We start from the raw sequence: 20,253 nt of genomic DNA, 5'->3' as shown, positions 1-20,253 counted from the left end.
GCCAAAAGCGACAGGGGACCATGCTCACGTAGTAAATGTGAGGGTGTTGACACCATTTTTCGTTTGCAGTTTGAGTGCAGGGTACTTTTTCAAATACGGAGCAAGTACCACATAATCTTTTTCGCCAATGGACGGATCGCCCAGCAAATGCGAAAGTACAGCAGCTCGGACTTGCAGCCCTTGAGGCGTTTGTTTAAAGAGAGGATCCACTGTCGGGAAAGGAATTCCATTGATGACTGTATCGCCTTCTGCGTCACTCAGTTCCCACGTATTGACGTTCAATGAATGGAGAGCTTCTACTACTTGTGCTCCATAATCCTCCACGGTCATATCCGGTTGAAGCCCTACGTGATTCACCACGGTATGCTTAGGCGTAAAATATTCATTCAGCGTAAGCTTGAGTGCGTCACCGTCTGACAGCGGAATGACTTGTTGGGCACTCCCTTTTCCAAAAGTTTTGGTACCAACAAGTTTGGCGATGCCATGATCACGCAAGGCACCTGACAACAGCTCAGATGCCGAAGCTGTTCCACCGTTTACCAAAATTCGCACAGGTATGCCGATATCCTGCCCATTTCGTACCCACGTCTCTACCTCTACCCCGTTGCGATTCGTGGTGTACATGAGCAAGCCTTCTTCCATAAAGAGGCTCGCGATGTCCCGCGCTGTGAACAAGTATCCCCCGCCATTATCCCGCAGGTCTAACACCAATCCGGACAACGGTTTTTGCACACGGGAAAGCTCTGCGAGCTTATCCCTTACCTGGATGGCTCCTTCTGATCCGAATGTTTCAAGACTGATATAGCCAATCGCGCCTTTCGTAAACATCTGTCCTTCCGCTTCCGGCAAGGTCATGGAGGCACGCTTCAGCTTCACCTGGTGCTCCCGTTTGTCGGATGGACGATACACAGTAAGAACGGCTTCGGTCCCTTCGTTGCCCTTCAAATACGCATACGCTTCTTCAAAAGTCTTTCCGACCAACGAGGTCTCATTGACTTTGATCAATTGATCGCCTCGTTGCAAGGAAGATGCTGCTGCTGGAGAATTCGGAACGATTTCACGGATGATAATATGATCATTTTGCAGCCGAAGACGAAAGCCAAATCCAACGAATTGATTTTCAACGTCAGATTGGAACAGACGCAATTCATCTTGAGTAAAAAATACGCTGTGCGGGTCATTGAGCGTGGAGAGCATTCCATCAATCGCCCAAATGTTCATCGTCGGCGTATCAAACCCGCCTTTCTTCTGCCATTCTGCAAGCCTCAATTCCAACTCGTCCCAGGTGTCATCTTCTTCTGAAACTTCGAACTGAAGCTGTTTTTTCGATTTTGCCTGCTCACTGACCACCTCTAGAGCCCCTTTTACCAATTGTTTGGCTGCCGGCTTGCTCAAGTGGCTCTCCATGACGTGCAGGAACACTTCTTCTGTTTCTTCGTAAGGATACTCTGCCGCTTGCACAGGAAGAACAGTTGTGAGTAGCAAGACAATTGCTACTGCCCATTGACTAATTCGCTTCATGGCGCCACCCCTTTTCGAACATCATCAGGTATCGAGAATTCTACATTGCTTGTAAAGTCGTAATTGTCGGTACCCGAATAGGCTACATATCCGTCGCCCTCATAAATTTCTTCATAACGCCACGTATGTTTAACAATTTGATCGCTAGCCCGATCAATATAATACTTGTTCATGAACAAAGGAACGTCTTTCACTTTTCCTTGTCCAAGCGTAACCTTGTTTGATTTCTCTACCAGCATTGAGCCAGGAATCCACTCCGTAATGACATCGTACTTCCCGTATGATTGCTTGTAGTAGCGCGCATGCCACTCCTTGGCACGATCGGCTACCTTGACAGCACCAACCCACTCGTGCAAAAAGTCAACTTTGTCTGTTTTATTCTTGTCCCAAGTCTGCCGATCCGTATCGTACGAGTATTGCGTGTTTGTTTTCCCGTCTGTATAAGAGAGCAGCTTGTCTGATATTAGTTTTTGCGGAGATTGATAGAAGCCGGATATTCTGCTTATTTGTTTTTCCTTGTTGATATCCTGCGTATATGAGAACGTCAATCCACTCAACACCGCCTCACCCTTCACTTGGTAGGTGTCGGCATTATCCAATTGGCGCAAAGAGTATCCCAAATCAGAAATAATAGCTGCCTGACCTTTTAAAGACGCAAACTCTTGACGCAACATTTTGTGCAGCTGATTCATTCTACTGTCTGACGCTTTCGGTTTCATCGTAGCAAGAACTTCTTCTGCTTCCTGCATACGTCCTTCCTGCAAATAGTAATAGGAAGTATTCAACAATGCCTCCGGGCTCCTATCGGCAAATCGCTGGTAACGCGCCAACGCCAGGTCTACTTGCCCACTCCTGATTTCCAGTGCCCCCACATACATGGCGAGTGATTCCCATTCTTTGGAATCTTGCTTCACTTTTTGTTCATAAGCAGTGAGTCGGTCGAGCACTTTTTTGTATTGGCTTTGATCCTTGTTCCCTAGCTGCAAGGCAATATCATACACATTGGCACTCAATAGCCCCAGTGTGTCCGGGAGAATGATTTTGTCTTCGAAGTAAGCGTCGATCGCAAGAAAAGCTTCTTCCAAATTGGTTTCAATCGGTGTTTCAGGATTCCAGCTCAATAAATAGTGAACACCCACTTTATTTGGGAATGAGGAATCGGCCAGCTTGCGTAACTGTTCAAATGTCTCGTCACTATCATTTCTACTGCGAATAGCGGCAGCCGCATCTACATAAATCTGTTCTTCTGTTGTTTTGGGATCTGTATAGGTTGCGAATAACGGCAATACCTCTTCGATATCTGGAACCATCGGGAACTTTTTCCCATCGTAATCCAGCAGAGGCATGATTCCATCCTGAAGGAAATAATTCACCATGCGATCAGCTGCGACTGCAGCATCTCCCCGCTTCACCCGATCCGTTTTTTCTCCTTCTAGCCATCCCCAGGAACGCACTTCTTCCCAAGCATTTTTACTATCTGGAGACATCGTGAACATTTGCAATATCTTGGCAGCTTCTTCGTTGGTGATCGGCTGATTCGGGTTCATCATCTCCCCAGGAAAAATGTACTGAATCGCATTAGGACCGTACAGTCTGTCCAAGATCGTGGAAATGCGTAGCGTTGGTTTGTACATCCATGTCAGGCGATCAACATCTTTATACGGCAAATACGGTTCCTGAAAACCTTCTGCTCGACCCCACTCCGAATGCTCAGATAAGAAAGTAAGCGGATAGATCTGATACTGCCCACCGTAATAAAGACGATCGATCATGACGAGAAATTCCGCACGTGTCATGTCACGATTTGGGTAAAACTTCGGAACATTTGGACCAGCCTCAAACAAACCGAGCTGCACACCTTGAATGATTGCGTTTCTCGCCCAGTGCTTGTTGATGTCATTGTATGGCAATAAGCCCCCAGCCGCTGATGCGACGCCGGGGGTGAGTAAGCTTAGCGTTAATAATCCACAAGAAATCGTCCGGATTAGTTTTTGCACATAAAATCCTCCTACACTTCATCTGGCAGGCACAACCAAAGGTTGATCCTGCTACGTCTTATACAAACTGGAACGGATCTGTGTGCACGCGCGAAGGAATAACCTCTGTTTCGTAACCATTTGCCTGCAATTGTTCAAGCAAGATGGTCGCCAGCTTTTCCTTCATGATTTTTTCGATATTGTGACCAGCATCTACGATCGACAAGCCTTCTGCTTGTGCATCGTGTGCGGTGTGATAACCAATGTCTCCGGTTAAATAAACATCCGCGCCTTTAAAAATGGCTTTGGAAACAAGAGAGCTACCGTCTCCACCTACTACCGCTACTTTCTTGACTGTCGCATCCAAGTCACCAACTACGCGAAGACCCTGGAGGGAAAACCGTTCTTTGACGAGTAAAGCAAACTCACGCAGCGTCAGTGGTGCAGGCAGGGTGCCAATACGTCCAATTCCGTATACAGTACCGGACTGCTCCAAAGGAATGATGTCATAGGCGACTTCTTCATAGGGATGGGCAGCAAGCATTGCTTTGACCACAGCCGATTGTTTGGAGGCGGGTACAATCATCTCGATCCGTACTTCCTCCGTTTTTTCCAGCTTGCCGGTTGAACCGATATGGGGATTCGTTCCTTCGCCTGGCAAGAAGGTTCCCGTGCCCTCCGTCTGGAAAGAACAGTGACTATAGTTACCCACATGTCCTGCCCCAGCCTCTGCAAGAGCAGCGAAAACCGCTTCTTTATGTGTAGCTGGCACGAATACGACGAGCTTCTTCCAAGTCTCTCGTGAAAGAACATCCAGTACATCTACGTCAGTGAGTCCAACCGCTTCTGCGAGCCAATCGTTCATTCCCCCATACGCAACATCCAAATTGGTATGAGCTGTGTATACCGCAATGTCGTGCTTGATCAGCTTTTCGAACACGCGTCCTGCGGCGAGATCCGTCCGGAGGTTTTTGAGTGGTCGATAAATGACGGCATGGTGAGCCACGATCAGGTCTACACCCTCTGCAATTGCTTCATCCACCACAGATTCCAACACGTCTAGTGCGATCATTACTTTTTTCACCTTTTTTTGCAAGGTGCCTACATGAAGGCCAATCTTGTCGCCTTCCATCGCCAACGATTTTGGGGCCAGACGTTCGACATACTGGATTACTGTTTGTCCGTGCGCAAGCATGCTATCACCTCATCGATCCATTTTACTTCTGCTTCGATTTCTTTTATTCGTTCTGCTGCTTCCGGCTTGTCCGAACGCTTTAATTGAACGATGACCTTTTGCCATTTTTCTTGCTCATGCAGCCACTTCTCTTGTAAAACCTCTGATTTTTCCTCCCAAAGAAATGGACCAATGCGCAGGAGCTCTTGCCGTGTACGATCTTTGCCCTTATAAGGCAAGGTAGGATTGCCTCGTTCTGCGACGAGAATCTCATAAATCACGCCGTCCTCCTGCAAAATGGACTCCGCGATTAACTGCCAACCATTCTCTATCATCCACAGGCGAACCGCTTCTTCCCCTACGTTTGGTTGCAGAATCAGGCGTTGCACACCTTCCAGTTTGTCTTTTCCTGCTTCCAAAATGGAAACGATCAATTGTCCGCCCATCCCCGCAATGCAGATCACATCTGCTTCGCCAGGCTGTAATACCGCGAGCCCGTTTCCTTTACGCACCGAAGCGCGATCTTTTACCTGCAATGTATGTATTTGTTTTTGTGCCGCTTGAAAAGGACCTTCATTCAATTCGCCTGCGATCACGAAAGAAGCAATTCCTTTTACAAGCAAATAAGAAGCCAACAACGCATGATCCGACCCGATGTCGGCGACGCGGGCTCCTTCTGGACAATAGCGGGCAATCGTTTGTAGCCGCTTGGATATTGATACTGATGTCATCTGTATATTCACCTTCCGTTGCCTCTATTCTACCCTATTTGGCAGCAATTGCGAAATGCTAATTCCCTAACAGCTGATCAGCAAAGAACGACAAAATCCTCGCTGTTGCACCTATGTAGAGAAAAGGCAATTAAGGGGTGTCTTGGGTAATAAACGGGAGGCTTACAGGTGGCCATTCTGTTGAATGTAATGTTCGGAATCACAGGAAAGTTTTTAAACATGACGATATTTTTGGTATTTTATGTAATTAAACTTAATTTTTACTAAATCATGAACTTTATTTTAATAAATAAATATTTACAAATTTTTTACAGATATGTATATTAACGCCATACACATCATGAACTACATAAACTAAATATCTTTAAGGAGGAGAACAGTTTGAAAAAAAGAACCGGCAAGTGGTGGGCAATGGGATTACTCTCTTCGGCGCTAGTGATGAGTGTCTTCACAGGTGCGGGGGCAGCCAGTAATGATTCAACCAGCGAATTCAATGAACTTGGTACTGCACGGGTATTAATTCAGTCAGATTCGGATGTGAGAACCAGTTTTGCTGAACCACTGGAAGTACGCCATGATTTTGGTCAAGAAGGCTTTACCCTCGATGTAAATAGTGATCAACTTAACCAGCTGAAAAGCGATCCCAATGTAAAAATTACCGTGTTGAAAAAATTAAAGATCGCTGAGTATATAGAAGAAGATCAGGCAAGCGAGCCAGAGTTCTCTCCTGCGGCAGTCGTTCCGTGGGGAATTAAAGCAATCTATAAGAACCAGTCCCTCTCCGCTGCGACTGGCGGTGCAGATGTTCGTGTTGCAGTCCTGGATACTGGCGTGTATACGCAGCACCCGGACCTAACCGCTAACGCAGAGCAGTGCAACGATTTCACGCAAGCTTCTCCTGTTGTTACTGGTGCTTGCAATGATGCGCATGGTCATGGAACACACGTCGCTGGAACTGTTCTCGCTGACGGCGGCGGTGGCGCAGGTATTTATGGTGTAGCACCAGATGCAAAGCTATGGGCATATAAAGTATTGGATGACTCAGGCTCCGGCTATGAGGATGACATTGCCTATGCCATTCGTTACGCTGCTGACCAGTCTGCTCAATTAGGCGTGAAAGCGATCGTTTCTATGTCCCTTGGCTCTAGCGGTAAGAGTACCCTTATGGCAAATGCCATCACTTATGCAAACCAAAAAGGTGTATTAGTCGTCGCTGCGGCTGGGAACTCTGGACCGACAGTGAATAGCATTGGCTACCCTGGGGCATTAGTGAATACAGTAGCCGTAGCAGCGTTAGAGAATGTTCAACAAAACGGAACCTACCGTGTGGCTGACTTCTCTTCTCGTGGCAAGAGCGGGCAAGCGGGAGACTACGTGATTCAAGAGCGCGATGTGGAAGTATCAGCACCAGGACGCGCTATTCAGTCTACATGGAATAACGGAGGCTATAACTCCATTAGCGGAACCTCCATGGCAACACCACACATTTCAGGTTTGGCTGCAAAAATCTGGGCATCCAATCCATCTTGGAGCTATCAAGATGTTCGCGTAGAATTGCAAAAACGCGCGACAGGAAATGACATCAAAGGTGGCTCAAACGCTGCTGTAGGTGACGATATCGCTAGTGGCTTTGGATTCCCAACTGTTCAACCTGGCGATCAATAAAAAAATAAGAAACAAAAAAAGAGCCATGGCTGTCAGTTTTCGCTGGCAGTCATGCTCTTTCATTGTAAATATGGAAAGGCTAGCACCCGATTTCTCTTGCAATGACATTACGTAAAATCTCTGAAGTCCCCTCGCCGATCTCTAACAGCCGAGCGTCGCGGAAAAATCGCTCCACCTGATACTCCCGCATATAACCATAGCCACCGTGAATCTGAATGGCCTGATGAGTAGCAGACATGGCAATCTCTGAAGCATACAATTTTGCCATTGCTGCTTCTTTCGTAAATTTGCGACCATGATCCTTCAGCCAAGCTGCTTTATACACCATCGTTCTCGCCAGCTCTATTTGCATCGCCATATCCGCCAGCTTGTGCTGAATCGCTTGAAAATGACTCAAGGAATTACCAAATGCCGTACGCTGCTTGGAGTATTGCAGCGCTTTGTCGTAAGCAGCCTGTGCAATTCCTACTGCCATAGCACCGATCCCGATTCGCCCACCATCAAGTGTAATGAGGAACTGTTTGAAGCCTTCGCCCCTCTTCCCAAGGACGTTTTCCTCTGGCACCCGGACATTTTCAAGAACGAGCTCGGTCGTATTGGAGCTGTGCAAGCCGAGCTTTTCATAGTTCGCCAGCACTTGAAAACCAGGTGCATCTGTCGGAACGATAAAAGCAGTAATACCGCGTGAGCCCTGCTCTTTGTCAGTTACAGCTGTCAAGGCGAGAGACGAAGCATAGGAGGCATTGGTAATGAAGCATTTGGAGCCGTTAATCGTCCACTCCCCGTCAGCCAAGACCGCATTTGTCCTCGTACCACCTGCGTCAGACCCTGCATTCGGTTCCGTCAGGCCAAACGCACCAAAGCTTTCGCCCGAACAGATTTTGCTTAAATAGTTCAGTTTCTGCTCTTCCGTTCCGAACAAAGCAAGTGGAGCGCCCCCTAACGAAATATGCGCCGAATACGTGATTCCTGTAGAACCGCATGCACGACTAAGCTCTTCTACAACGATCGCAAAACTCGTGGAATCGGCTCCCGCTCCCCCGTATTTCTCAGAGAAGGGAAGACCCATCAAGTTCAGTTCGCTCATCTGCTTGAATATTTCGACAGGAAATTGCTTGGTTTGATCGCGTTCATCTGCTCCTGGTGCCACTACCTCATCAGCAAATTCGCGTATCATTTTTTTCAACATTTGTTGTTCTGAAGTCAAATCGAAGTTCATAATCGCTGCCCCCTTGAAAACGCTTTAGTAAAGAACCATCAAGAAACACACAATTTTGACTGAGCGTTTGTTCAGAATACTCTTACCATTATACACCACGATTTGGATTCATGTGGTAATTTCTCAAAAAAAACACGCCTATGATCGGCGTGCTCCTAATAAAATCGCTCCCAAAAAAGATACAGAGGCTGCTATGAATCCGAGACTGTATGTATTTACACCTATAAACTTGGCTACTGTTTCACCACCCAGAAAAATAGCCGCCAGCAAAATACCGATTAATACTTTCCACTTGTTGTTCATCTATTCACCCCGTTTGCTCTCTTCTGAAATTGTAACAGATAAGCAGGGAGAGGAAAACGAGAAGTCATGCAGAGTCCTACAGTCGCAACCACGCATACCAATATCCTCGCGTGAAGAAGAACAAAGTTGACGCGATGAATACCTTAATGAACAACAGCAATTGAATCATATCCCGCTTCGCTGCTGGAATATACAGAGCCTGTATCTCTGCACCAAAGAAAAAAGCAAGTCCACATACAGCAAATACTCCCGCCCATTTCGCATTGGCCTTATTCATTAAGAAGCCCATACCTGTAAGCAAGCACGCAAGCGGTACCCAGTACAACTCCGATGTCCACCATGTATAGTCCATCCCTACCCGATGAACGGTCGTAATGCCATACAAAATGGCCAAACCCAGTAACCCTGCATAGAGCAAATAAGCGTAGCCGAAAACAATTGCGCTGATGCACAGCAACATGCAAACGAAGCCTAAATAGAACAGGACAAACGGCATGCTACCATCCAATTTCTGGATACAATACACGCCTCCCGCGATCAAGATCAAAAATGACAAAGCCAGGAATAAATGCGTTAATGGCGGGGCTGACCTTCGATAAACGAGTCCCAGAATATAGAAAACAAGAGCGAAACAGGCAAAGATGGTAATTTGCATTGGGGTTTGAAAACGGTTAAAATGAAAAGCAAGTAAGATCAAACCAGCAATAACAAAGGCACCAAGGAGCCATGCCACTACCATTTTCCCCGTCACTGGAGAGACAGTTCTAGGTGCATATGTATTTGCGACAGATGATGTTGAATTGACTTTTCCTGACAGCACACCCGGTGCCGTTCCCATTCGCCCATTCCTATCTGCGGACGCCGGTGTATTTGGCCGATCCCCTTCTGTATACAGATTTAACAAGAAGATGCAGTAATGTTCAGGCAGTAAATGGTTGCGCCGCCAGTTTTCAATCTCGGCGATGATCGTGCGCTTGCGCTGGTCGTCCAACGCGGCCCCTCCTAACTACGACAAAAAGTGTTTACTTTCATGAATAAGAAAAGCCTACGTCGGCTAACGTAGGCCACATACTTCTTATATCGGTTATTCCAAGAAATCTTTTAAGCGTTTACTTCTACTCGGATGACGCAATTTGCGAAGTGCTTTTGCTTCGATCTGACGAATCCGTTCACGGGTTACGCCAAACACTTTCCCTACTTCTTCTAACGTCCGTGTACGACCGTCATCTAAACCAAAACGCAGACGAAGTACGTTTTCTTCCCGGTCTGTTAATGTATCCAAAACGTCTTCCAACTGTTCTTTCAAAAGTTCATAGGCAGCTGCATCAGATGGCTCCAATGCATCCTGATCCTCAATGAAATCACCTAAGTGGGAATCGTCTTCTTCCCCAATTGGAGTCTCCAGGGATACTGGTTCTTGAGCAATCTTCATGATTTCCCGAACTTTTTCCGGAGTGAGATCCATTTTTTCAGCGATTTCTTCTGGCATAGGTTCACGACCTAGCTCTTGCAGAAGCTGACGGGAAACGCGGATTAATTTATTGATCGTTTCCACCATATGAACTGGAATACGGATCGTTCTAGCCTGGTCTGCAATGGCACGGGTAATCGCTTGGCGAATCCACCAGGTCGCATACGTACTGAACTTGTAGCCTTTGCGATAGTCAAACTTTTCCACCGCTTTAATCAGACCCATGTTCCCTTCTTGAATCAAGTCAAGGAATAGCATACCGCGTCCTACATAACGCTTCGCAATCGATACAACCAATCGCAAGTTCGCCTCAGCCAGACGTCTTTTGGCTTCCTCATCACCTTGTTCAATTCGCTGTGCCAGTTTAATCTCCTCTTCTGCGGAGAGCAGAGGAACTCGACCAATTTCCTTCAGATACATCCGTACAGGGTCATTAATCTTGATTCCAGGCGGAACGGAGAGATCGTCAAAATCGAATTCTTCGTTATCCTCGTCCTTGATGATCATTTGATCGACTTCATCATCGTCATCTTCGTTCTCGTTGTTGTTAATCTCAATACCTTGATCACCAAGATATTCAAAAAACTCATCCATTTGATCAGAATCCTGTTCGAAACCTGCAAGGCGAGCAGTAATCTCCTTATACGACAGTGCGCCGCGTTTCTTACCTAATTCGACCAGCTGTTCCTTTACTTGTTCGATGGACGTTGCTTCCATGTCGGAAGTGATATTTTGCTTGTTCATCTACTTTCCCTCCTTCCCCGGGAATGATCTGAAGCTACCCTTCTTTTAAAGCATTTTCCAATTCAAGAATCTTCATCCCTGTAACGGCTGCTTGAAGTTCAAGTTGTTTGCGCGCATCCTCGCTGTCCGCTGCGGCCGCTTGGAGGTGTAAGCTCCGCTGCTCATCGCGCAATCGTTCCAACTCGGCACGCTTCGGGTAGTTATTCACTTGTTTGATGTAGTCACCGATCTCTAATTCAGATACATCGTTGTTGCACTCCATCATGGCCAATCCCGAGGCTAATTGCTTTAACAAATCGTCTTGCACGTAATGTATAAACTTTCCAGGGTCTTCCGGGTTTCCCTCTGCATAGTAGGCGTACAGGTAGGCAGCCAGCGCATCGTGTTCATCCACCTGAAAGTGGGCGCTGCATTCCTGTTGGACGCGGGCGGCTATTTCTTCGTTCCGCATCATGTAGTAAAGCAGCATGCGCTCAGCCGTGTGATAAGCGGGTGGCAGTGTTTTCGCGAGCGTAACTTTGCCATTATTTATACTATTATTCCATGCTGGCGTCACTTTATCCCTTTGGCGCTCACTTTTTTGCTGATTGTACGCGCGTTTGGACTCCCATTTGAGATCACCGAGAGTAAGGGAGTATTCTTCTGCCAATTGCCGTTGATACATGTCCCGTTCCACCGGGCTGTTGAGTTCGTTGATGATCTCGACCGCCTTCGCGATTAAGCGAGCTTTGTCCGTCTCATCTTTTATTACGAACTGACTGCGTAAATGTTTCAGACGGAAAGCCGTAATTGGCATCGCCTGTAACAATACCTGCTGGGAAAATGCTTCAGCCCCATGCTGGCGGATGTAATCATCCGGGTCCACTCCTTGTGGAAGTGGAGCAACTCGAACGATCAAACCGGCTTGCTGCAAAACGTGAATCGCTTTACTCGTTGCTTCTTGTCCTGCAGCATCTCCGTCATAACAGAGTACGACTGACTCCGTATTGCGACGAAGAATTCTGGCCTGCTGCTCCGTCAAGGCTGTTCCCAAAGTGGCAATACCTTGCATAAAACCCGCCTGCCATGCCGATATGACATCGACATATCCTTCAAACAACAGCGCCTCTTTTCTCTTTCTAATAATGGGGCGCGCACGATGAAGATTAAACAGCGTAGCGCTTTTGTTGAACAAAAGGCTTTCCGGGCTATTCAGATACTTGGGTTGAGACTTTTGGTTGGAATTGGGCTTCGATCCTTGCAGTAAGCGTCCACCAAATCCGATGACGTTACCTTGGGAATCCTGGATCGGAAACATGATACGACCTCGAAAGCGATCAAAGATTTTTCCTGCATCGCTCCTGGCCAAAAGCCCCGCTTCCACCATCAATTCCTGTGAAAAGCCCCGCTTTGTCAACTGCTGCGTTACGAAATCCCAGGAATCCGGGGCGAATCCGATTTGGTATTCGGCTATTGTCGCCTCAGACATTCCGCGCTTTGCGAGATACTTCATCGCTTCTGCACCATAAGGGGTTTTCGTAAGCACGTAGTGGTAGAGGCGCGAAACGAACGTATGCGCTTCCTGCATCGCATGTTTCATCCGTTTTTCAGGTGAATCCTCTACTTGCTGCGGCTGGGGCACAGCTATCCCGGCACGCTCCGCCAATTTGTGCAGTGCCTCTGGAAAAGTCAATTGCTCCAGTTTCATTAAAAAGGAAAAGATATCCCCACCTGCTCCACAGCCAAAGCAATGAAAAAACTGTCGCTCTGCATTTACGTTGAAGGAAGGGCTCTTTTCAGAGTGAAACGGACATAGACCGAGAAAGGCACGACCGCTTTTTCTCAGTTGAACGTACTCTCCTACAACGTCTACGATGTCGACAGCTGCACGCACTTGATTTACAAATTCATCTGAAGTGGGACCAGTCATGTCTTTCCACCTTTATAAGGAGAATCGCACGTGAGAATATTTAGTTCGTCAAAATTCGTCAATTTCCTTCTTTGCATCAAACTTCTTTTCTTCTTTTCTACTTTTCCACATTTCTAAGTGCAATAAACGCTGAGAAACTCACGTATGATAAGTACCTCGGCTAATTGATTTTCTACAAAAAACGTCAAAATCCTTCTTTCGGCCTATTTCCTTTCATTACGGAGATTATTTTTTCGAATCATCTCCAAAATGATGTTTGCCGTTTCTTCTACTGCCTTGTTGGATACATCGATCACAGTACATCCGAGGCGCTCAATAATGCGCTTGGAATAAGCCAGTTCTTCGGCAATCCGTTCGAGATTGGCGTAATTTGCTTGTGCAGTCAATCCCAGTGCCTTCAGACGCTCTGTTCGAATGCCGTTCAGTTGCTCCGGATTGATGGTAAGCCCAATACACCGTTCTATTGGCAGTTGGAACAATTCTTCTGGTGGTTCTACTTCCGGGACAAGCGGAACATTGGCAACCTTAAGTCGCTTGTTAGCCAAATACATGGAAAGAGGCGTCTTGGAAGTACGCGAAACGCCGATCAAAACCACATCTGCGCGCAACAAACCGCGTGGGTCCCGTCCATCGTCGTATTTGACGGCAAACTCGATGGCGTCTACTTTGCGGAAATACTCTTCGTCAAGACGGCGTACCAAGCCCGGTTTTCCTGTTGGTGGCTCTTTCAACATGCCCTGCAATGTATTCATCAAAGGCCCCATAACATCAAGAGCCGGAATTCCGTGAAGAGCAGCTTGTTGTATAATATACGAATTCAGCTCCGGAATGACCAGAGTGAACACAATCATTGCCCGCGATTCTTTTGCCGAAGCAATAATTTCGTCAATCGATTCTTTGTCTTCTATATACGGATACTTTTGTACATCAAACAAAAAACGATCAAACTGACTAGCTCCTGCGCGAACGACAAGTTCGGCCGTTTCGCCGATGGAGTCTGAGACTACATAGATGAGCTGTCCTCGCTGATTACCTTGCATCGCTTCTCCTCCTACACTTTCGGTTCGCTACCCAATTCTACAAATGCTTTCGCGATCGTCGTCTTGGTGACGCGCCCCAACAGCTCCATTTGCTTCGGCTCTTCCTCGCTCGGCCTTACGACAGGCAGAGAATCGATCTGAAAATCAATCAGCTTTTTGGCGGCTGCGTACAAGGTCTCATCAGGTGCACATGTGATGATATTCGGCATCCTAGACATGATGATGCTGACCGGCACATCCTCCAGCGTCTTATTGCCTAAAGAAGCCCGCAGGAGGTCTTTTCGTGAGATCACGCCAGCCAAATATCCTTTTTGATTGACGACGAATAACGTGCCAACATCCTCCAAAAAGAGGGTAACGATGGCGTCGTAAGCCGAGGCGGATTCGGAAACCACGATCGGTACCGCCTTGTAGTCATTGACGAGAAGCTTGTGAAGCCGTTCACTTATGACTGAGCTTGCGGGTCTGCCGGAATAAAAATACCCGACCCGAGGTCTGGCTTCTAAATATCCTGACATTGTGAGGATGGATAAATCAGGGCGCAACGTCGCGCGAGTCAAATTCAGTCGCTCCGCGATATGCTCTCCTGTTATTGGTCCGTCATCCTTCACTATCTGTAAGATGTGCTCTTGTCGTTTGGTAAGCTCGATGACCAATCACCCCGGTTCTGTCTTTACCTCTTCCTAGTATTACTCTATTCGACGGGATATTCCTTCTTTCACGCGGAAAAAAGGTGCCCCCGCCTGATTTTCAGACGAAGGCACCGGTTTTATTTTGTTTACGCGAATACAACTTTGGAAAAATCTGCGTAGCGATAAAGCACACGAGAAAGCTGCAAGAGAAGTCCCAGACGATTCGCACGAACAGCCTGATCTTCGGCCATGACCATTACCTTATCAAAGAATGCGTTGATCGGCTGGCGCAAGGTTGATAAGGTTGCGAGCACCTTCTCTTGATCCTTCAGACCCTCTACATCCTTTTGAACAGCTTGGAATGCCTGATACAAGGCACGTTCCACATCTTCTGCGAACAGAGCTTCGCTGACTTGGTCTGCTTCCGCTTTTTGTGCCAGATTGTTTACCCGGTTAAACTGCTCCACAATCAGCTTGAATTCTTCTGTTTGTACCGCTCCCATCAGTGCTTTTGCTTTTGCTAGCACCTCTGGAACCAGTGTCAGGTCGGAAGCAAGCACGGCGTCGATGACATCGTAGCGAACGCCATGGTCCTGCAAGACGTTTTTCAGACGGAGTGCGAAGAAGTCTACGAGGTCTTTTTTCACGTCTTCTGCCGCTCTCTTGTTTACGCCTTGCGCTACATAGCCTTCCATCGCGGCATTCCACAGATCGGCAAGAGAAATTTGCCAGTCGCGCTCCACCAAAATCGTAACGATCCCCGCTGCCATACGGCGCAGACCATACGGGTCCTGTGAGCCGGTAGGTACAATGCCGATCGAGAAGCAGCCTACGATTGTGTCCATCTTGTCAGCCAGACTGACGATAGCTCCTTGGGCGGAAGCAGGCATTTTGTCCCCCGCAAAACGCGGGAGGTAGTGCTCGAATACGCCACTTGCTACGAGGTCAGACTCACCCGCTTTGCGCGCGTAATCTTCACCCATAATCCCTTGCAGTTCAGGGAATTCACCTACCATGTTGGTAACGAGGTCAAATTTTGCGATTTCGGCAATGCGGTCTACTTGTTTCGTTTCTTCCGCGCTCACACCCAGCTTGCTTGCGATTTGCGCAGCTGTTTTGCGTACGCGACGAACTTTATCACCGATTGTTCCCAGCTCTTCATGGTAAACGATTGTCTCCAAACGTTTCAGGCAGCTCTCAATGGACAGCTTTTGGTCTTCCACGTAGAAGAAACGAGCATCAGACAGGCGTGCGCGCAGAACTTTCTCATTCCCTTTCGCTACGTTTTCCAGAGCGCGGCTGTCTCCGTTACGCACTGTCACAAAATGATTCAGCAATTGACCCTGTGCGTTTTCAACAGGGAAATAACGCTGGTGCTCACGCATGGAGGTAACCAAAACCTCACGTGGAATGGAAAGGAATTCTTGCTCAAACGTACCGTAAAGAGCGGTAGGATATTCTACCAGATGGACTACCTCATCTAGAAGTCCTTCGTCCATTGGAATCGTCCAGCCATTTTCCTTCTCCAAGCGATGAATTTGTTCTACGATTGCTGCTCTGCGCTCGTCCGGGTTCACCATGACATACTGACGAGCCAGCTTGCTCACATATTCGCTTGGGTGATTCAACGTAACCTCTGTTCCCAAGAAGCGGTGTCCACGAGAAACGCGTCCGCTTTTTACGCCTGCAATCTCCAGATCGATCAATTCTTCGCCGAACAAAGCAACCAGCCAGCGAATCGGACGAACATATTTCAAATCGCGTGCGCCCCAGCGCATATTTTTCGGGAAGTTCATACCGGTGATTACTTCAGCCAGTTGCGGCAACAGCTCGGTAGTAGGTTTTCCCGCCTCGGATTTGCGAGCATGAACATACTCGATCCCGTTTACTTCTTTATAATACAGTTGGTCCGGCTCAACATTGTTGCTTCGTGCAAAGCCGAGTGCTGCCTTGGACCAGTTGCCTGCTTCATCTTGTGCGATTTTGCGTGCAGGGCCTTTCGCTTCATCATTGCGGTCAGGCTGCTTTTCTGCCAGTCCATTGATCAACAGGGAAAAACGACGAGGTGTCTCCAATGCCGTAATTTGATCAAACGGCACGCGCTCAGCAGTCAGCCACTTTTCTACTTTTTCCTTGAATTGTGCCGCTGCCTGTGCCACAAATCGAGCAGGCATTTCTTCCAAACCAACCTCTACAAGTAGATCGCGCTTACTCATTTGTATCCTCTCCCTTCACCTGATTCACTTGATCCGCAGCGTATGCGTTGCCTTTTTGCAAAAGCGGGAAACCGAGGCGTTCACGCTCTTTATAGTAGGTTTGTGCTACTTCACGAGACAGATTACGTACACGAGCGATGTAGCCTGTACGTTCCGTCACACTGATGGCTCCACGCGCATCCAGCAAGTTAAAGGTGTGGGAGCATTTCAGTACGTAGTCATAAGCAGGGTAAACCAGTCGCTCCGCCATTAGTCTTTTTGCTTCTGCCTCATACGTATTGTAGAGAGAGAACAGCATGTCGACATCAGACAGCTCGAATGTGTATTTGGAATGCTCGTATTCTGGTTGCAAGAATACATCTCCGTACGTATACCCGTTGCACCATTCCAGATCGAACACATTTTCTTTCTCCTGAATATAGGAAGCCAAACGCTCCAGTCCGTAAGTCAGCTCGACTGCCACTGGTTTACATTCCAGACCGCCCACTTGCTGGAAGTACGTGAACTGTGTGATCTCCATTCCGTCCAGCCAAACTTCCCAGCCTAAGCCCCATGCGCCAAGACCAGGATGCTCCCAGTTGTCCTCTACAAATCGGATATCATGCTCCAGTGGCTCGATTCCGAGTTCGCGCAAGCTCTCCAGGTACAGCTCCTGAATGTTGTCCGGCGATGGCTTCATGATCACTTGGAACTGGTGATGCTGATACAAACGGTTCGGGTTTTCCCCATAGCGCCCGTCAGCCGGGCGACGGGAAGGCTCTACATATGCCACATTCCACGGCTCAGGTCCAATGGAACGAAGGAAGGTCATTGGGTTTAGTGTACCTGCCCCTTTTTCAACGTCATACGGCTGGACAATAAGACAGTTTTGCTTTGCCCAAAAGTTTTGCAGCGTCAAAATGATGTCTTGAAATGTCATTTTCATGCTTTTTCCTCCTCTAAACTTATTAGAACTTGGCTTTAAGTCGAAACTAAAAAAACCTCCCGCCTCTACACTGCCTGATGCGACAGTGTAGGGACGAGAGGATTCTCGCGGTTCCACCCTACTTGGCGAATGACTTCTTCGCCCACCTTACAATTAAATTGCTCCAGAACGCCCTTCATCAGCATGGTGACCGGGCTTCCACTATCCCCGATTCGCTATTCACAGCCAGTGGCCGACTACTCTTTTCCTTCATGGCAACATTCGATATACAAGTTTGGTTCTTATCATAACGAAAACAAATTCGTATGTCAATTAGTCCTGATCGGATTGCGCCATTCTTTCCATACGCTCCAGTTGTTCCAGAAATGCTCGACTTTTCAGCCTGAGATCCAGATACTCGTCCATGAAGCTACGAAGCACATACTTGAGCTGGTTGCGTGTAGCCGGTTTTACTTCAATGTCACCTAGCCGCTCCAAATCAAATACCTGGAACAGCCGTAACAGCTTCCAGGTAGAGGGTGTAACCGCCATGGCATATGGATCGGAGGGCTGGCAAACTGGGCACAACAGGCCGCCCTGTCCCACACTGATTGCATAGGGCTCGCGCTGTTCGCCACAGTTTACACACGCCGTGAGCTGCGGGGAGATCCCCGCTACAATTAGCATCTTGGTCTCAAAAATACGACAGAGGATCTCAGCATCTCGTCCTTCATCCAAATAGCGGAACGTATGAAGGAGTAGCTGAAACAGGTAGGGATTTGGTTCCCTTTCCTGCGTCAGTCGATCCAACAGTTCTGCTATGTATGCGGCATAAGCCGTAGCATTCAGGCTTTGCCGCATATCCCTGAACGAATCCAACATATCTCCCTGAGAGAGATCAGGCATTCCCGTACCCGGTCCTGCCTTGCATAGATAATAACTATGCGAAAACAGCTGGGAGACGGCGGCTAGACGGCTTTTGGTCTTTTTGGCACCACGGGCCATCACGCCTAATTTGCCGTTCTCCCGGGTAAACAATGTCACCACTTTACTGGACTCACCATAGTCCACGCTGCGAATGACAATCCCTTCCCACTTTACAAGCATGCCTGCGTGTCACCCAATTCTTCCTGGGCGAGATCAAACGAGGTTTCCTCGCTGGAAACATCCGTTTGATGGTGATCACGGTAGAGAAGGTAAGCATGGATGTCACCGGTTGAAGCGAAAACTCTCCAAGAAAAGTCACGAAGCATGGAGCATCATCCTTTCCTATATCGGGTCTATCCACTTCCTTCTTAGAATCACCTTTGCCCGTTATTCTATGCCTTGGAAAAATTAACACATCACGATGGGAATATTATTGCTCGTCGTAGAAACCGAAGTTACGCAGCATCCGTTCTTGGTTGCGCCAATCCTTTTTCACTTTGATCCAGAGCTCCAAAAATACTTGGTCCCCCATCAGCCGCTCGATATCCTTGCGCGCACGTTGCCCGATTTCTTTGAGCATCTGACCTTTTTGCCCGATCAAAATACCGCGCTGGGAATCCCGCTCTACGTAAATGGCTGCGTAAATGTAAAGCGTTTTACCATTCTCGCCTCGCTTCATCTCTTCAATCACGACAGCGATGGAGTGAGGTACTTCTTCTCTCGTCAAATGCAGAACTTTTTCCCGAATCAACTCGGCTGCAACAAAGCGTTCCGGATGGTCTGTCACCTGATCTGCAGGATAATACATCGGGCCTTCTTCCATTTCGCCCAAAATAGCCTCCTGCAATGAACCTGTGTTGTTTCCTTCTAGCGCAGAGATTGGAACGATCTGCTTGAAATCATACAATTTGCGATAATCGTCAATAATCGGCAGCAGTGCTTCCGGGTGCACCTTGTCAATTTTATTGATGACCAAAAATACTGGCGTTTTGACCTGTTTCAGACGCTCGATGATGTAGTCGTCCCCGGCTCCGCGTTTCTCTGTTGCGTCGACAACAAACAGAACAAGGTCTACTTCGTTTAATGTATTTTCGGCAACGGAAACCATGTAGTTTCCGAGTTTGGACTGCGGCTTATGAATACCAGGTGTATCCAAGAAAATGATCTGACCCTCTTCTGTCGTATGAACAGCCGTAATTTTGTTGCGTGTCGTTTGCGGCTTATTCGACATGATGGCGATTTTATGTCCCACAATATGGTTCAACAGTGTTGATTTCCCAACATTTGGCCGTCCCACAATGGAAACAAAGCCCGATTTAAACGATTGCTTGGTCTTGCGATTATCCACGTAAATCCTCCTTGGTGAATGCGCCTGGCAGCAGGGCAGATACTGTCGTTTCCCAAATGTCGCCTTTGAGATTCGTCAAAAATACAGGCATGTCCGGCGGGCACAGCTCTGCTATGACTTGTCGGCAAGCCCCGCACGGTGATACAGCTTGCGGCGTATCAGCAGCGACTGCTAACGCCTTGTAAGTCCGATCTCCTTCTGAGTACGCTTTAAAAAGAGCCGTCCGCTCCGCGCAATTGCACAGCGAGTACGCTGCATTTTCAATATTGCCTCCCAAATAAACCTTGCCACTGTCAGCTAAAAGAGCTGCTCCTACCTGAAACTTGGAATACGGTACATAAGCGAGCTTTCTGGCTTCGATTGCTTGTGCTAATAATGTTTGTTTATCCATTCTCATCATTCCTCATATGGTTGGTCTTTAACATCATTTCACAACAGAATGTGTCCAATGAGACACGAAGAAACCAGACTGA

The 20,253-nt window shown here is 47.6% G+C and carries 18 protein-coding genes; 1 reads left to right on the top strand and 17 read right to left on the bottom strand.

Translation table 11 applies throughout. The features are described 5' to 3' along the window. Positions 1-24: 24 nt before the first annotated feature. Genes ACKKE8_RS11675 through ACKKE8_RS11660 form a run of 4 tightly spaced genes read right to left on the bottom strand, consistent with a single transcriptional unit; the run spans position 25 to position 5,402 of the window. Positions 25-1,521, bottom strand: a complete 1,497-nt coding sequence (locus tag ACKKE8_RS11675; RefSeq protein ID WP_409178302.1) for a S41 family peptidase — start codon at positions 1,519-1,521, stop codon at positions 25-27. After that, the gene (locus tag ACKKE8_RS11670) at positions 1,518-3,518 is read right to left on the bottom strand and encodes an S-layer homology domain-containing protein (protein WP_409178301.1); all 2,001 of its coding nucleotides are present in this window, start codon (positions 3,516-3,518) and stop codon (positions 1,518-1,520) included. Before ACKKE8_RS11670 ends, ACKKE8_RS11675 begins: the two co-directional genes overlap by 4 nt. A gap of 58 nt (positions 3,519-3,576) precedes the next feature. Next, positions 3,577-4,692 carry a Nif3-like dinuclear metal center hexameric protein gene (locus tag ACKKE8_RS11665; RefSeq protein ID WP_409178300.1) on the bottom strand — a complete coding sequence of 372 codons (1,116 nt, stop codon included), beginning with the start codon at positions 4,690-4,692 and terminating at the stop codon, positions 3,577-3,579. Continuing rightward, positions 4,668-5,402, bottom strand: coding sequence for a tRNA (adenine(22)-N(1))-methyltransferase (locus tag ACKKE8_RS11660; protein WP_409178299.1), 735 nt, complete (start codon positions 5,400-5,402; stop codon positions 4,668-4,670). Before ACKKE8_RS11660 ends, ACKKE8_RS11665 begins: the two co-directional genes overlap by 25 nt. Positions 5,403-5,783: 381 nt before the next feature. On the opposite strand from ACKKE8_RS11660, the gene ACKKE8_RS11655 reads away from it, so the two are divergent. Continuing rightward, positions 5,784-7,067: a S8 family peptidase gene (locus ACKKE8_RS11655; RefSeq protein WP_409178298.1), complete on the top strand. Its 1,284-nt coding sequence runs from the start codon at positions 5,784-5,786 to the stop codon at positions 7,065-7,067. Between the two features lie 79 nt (positions 7,068-7,146). Here ACKKE8_RS11655 and ACKKE8_RS11650 read toward each other — a convergent pair whose 3' ends face one another. From ACKKE8_RS11650 to ACKKE8_RS11590, 13 genes are all read right to left on the bottom strand, one after another. Next, the gene (locus ACKKE8_RS11650) at positions 7,147-8,286 is read right to left on the bottom strand and encodes an acyl-CoA dehydrogenase family protein (RefSeq protein ID WP_409178297.1); all 1,140 of its coding nucleotides are present in this window, start codon (positions 8,284-8,286) and stop codon (positions 7,147-7,149) included. Positions 8,287-8,424: 138 nt separating this feature from the next. Further along, positions 8,425-8,589 carry a hypothetical protein gene (locus ACKKE8_RS11645; protein WP_409178296.1) on the bottom strand — a complete coding sequence of 55 codons (165 nt, stop codon included), beginning with the start codon at positions 8,587-8,589 and terminating at the stop codon, positions 8,425-8,427. 76 nt (positions 8,590-8,665) lie between these two features. Next, positions 8,666-9,580, bottom strand: a complete 915-nt coding sequence (locus ACKKE8_RS11640; RefSeq protein WP_409178295.1) for a hypothetical protein — start codon at positions 9,578-9,580, stop codon at positions 8,666-8,668. Positions 9,581-9,673: 93 nt separating this feature from the next. Continuing rightward, a complete protein-coding gene (rpoD, locus tag ACKKE8_RS11635) occupies positions 9,674-10,804 on the bottom strand; it encodes an RNA polymerase sigma factor RpoD (protein ID WP_012685780.1) in 1,131 nt (376 codons plus the stop codon). A gap of 34 nt (positions 10,805-10,838) precedes the next feature. Further along, on the bottom strand, positions 10,839-12,713 hold the full coding sequence (dnaG, locus tag ACKKE8_RS11630) for a DNA primase (protein WP_409178294.1): 1,875 nt from the start codon (positions 12,711-12,713) through the stop codon (positions 10,839-10,841). Between the two features lie 203 nt (positions 12,714-12,916). Then, a complete protein-coding gene (locus ACKKE8_RS11625; protein WP_409178293.1) occupies positions 12,917-13,753 on the bottom strand; it encodes a pyruvate, water dikinase regulatory protein in 837 nt (278 codons plus the stop codon). Positions 13,754-13,764: 11 nt separating this feature from the next. Beyond that, positions 13,765-14,409 (bottom strand): helix-turn-helix transcriptional regulator, encoded by a 645-nt coding sequence (locus ACKKE8_RS11620; RefSeq protein WP_409178292.1) that lies wholly within the window; start codon positions 14,407-14,409, stop codon positions 13,765-13,767. Between the two features lie 122 nt (positions 14,410-14,531). Further along, complete coding sequence (glyS, locus tag ACKKE8_RS11615; RefSeq protein ID WP_409178291.1) at positions 14,532-16,601, bottom strand: glycine--tRNA ligase subunit beta; 2,070 nt, start codon at positions 16,599-16,601, stop codon at positions 14,532-14,534. After that, positions 16,594-17,526 (bottom strand): glycine--tRNA ligase subunit alpha, encoded by a 933-nt coding sequence (glyQ, locus tag ACKKE8_RS11610; protein ID WP_409178290.1) that lies wholly within the window; start codon positions 17,524-17,526, stop codon positions 16,594-16,596. The genes glyS and glyQ overlap by 8 nt, the downstream gene beginning before the upstream one ends. A gap of 312 nt (positions 17,527-17,838) precedes the next feature. After that, positions 17,839-18,612 carry a DNA repair protein RecO gene (recO, locus tag ACKKE8_RS11605; RefSeq protein ID WP_409178289.1) on the bottom strand — a complete coding sequence of 258 codons (774 nt, stop codon included), beginning with the start codon at positions 18,610-18,612 and terminating at the stop codon, positions 17,839-17,841. Continuing rightward, on the bottom strand, positions 18,603-18,758 hold the full coding sequence (locus ACKKE8_RS11600; RefSeq protein ID WP_012685773.1) for a YqzL family protein: 156 nt from the start codon (positions 18,756-18,758) through the stop codon (positions 18,603-18,605). The genes recO and ACKKE8_RS11600 overlap by 10 nt, the downstream gene beginning before the upstream one ends. 104 nt (positions 18,759-18,862) lie before the next feature. Further along, positions 18,863-19,780, bottom strand: a complete 918-nt coding sequence (gene era / locus ACKKE8_RS11595) for a GTPase Era (RefSeq protein ID WP_069850248.1) — start codon at positions 19,778-19,780, stop codon at positions 18,863-18,865. After that, entirely contained in the window at positions 19,773-20,171 is a 399-nt protein-coding gene (locus ACKKE8_RS11590; RefSeq protein WP_409178288.1) for a cytidine deaminase, read from the bottom strand. The genes era and ACKKE8_RS11590 overlap by 8 nt, the downstream gene beginning before the upstream one ends. Positions 20,172-20,253: the final 82 nt, after the last annotated feature.

The organism is Brevibacillus fortis, assembly GCF_046196545.1.
GTDB lineage: Bacteria > Bacillota > Bacilli > Brevibacillales > Brevibacillaceae > Brevibacillus > Brevibacillus fortis_A.
This window is presented reverse-complemented; position numbering and strand designations above follow the sequence as displayed.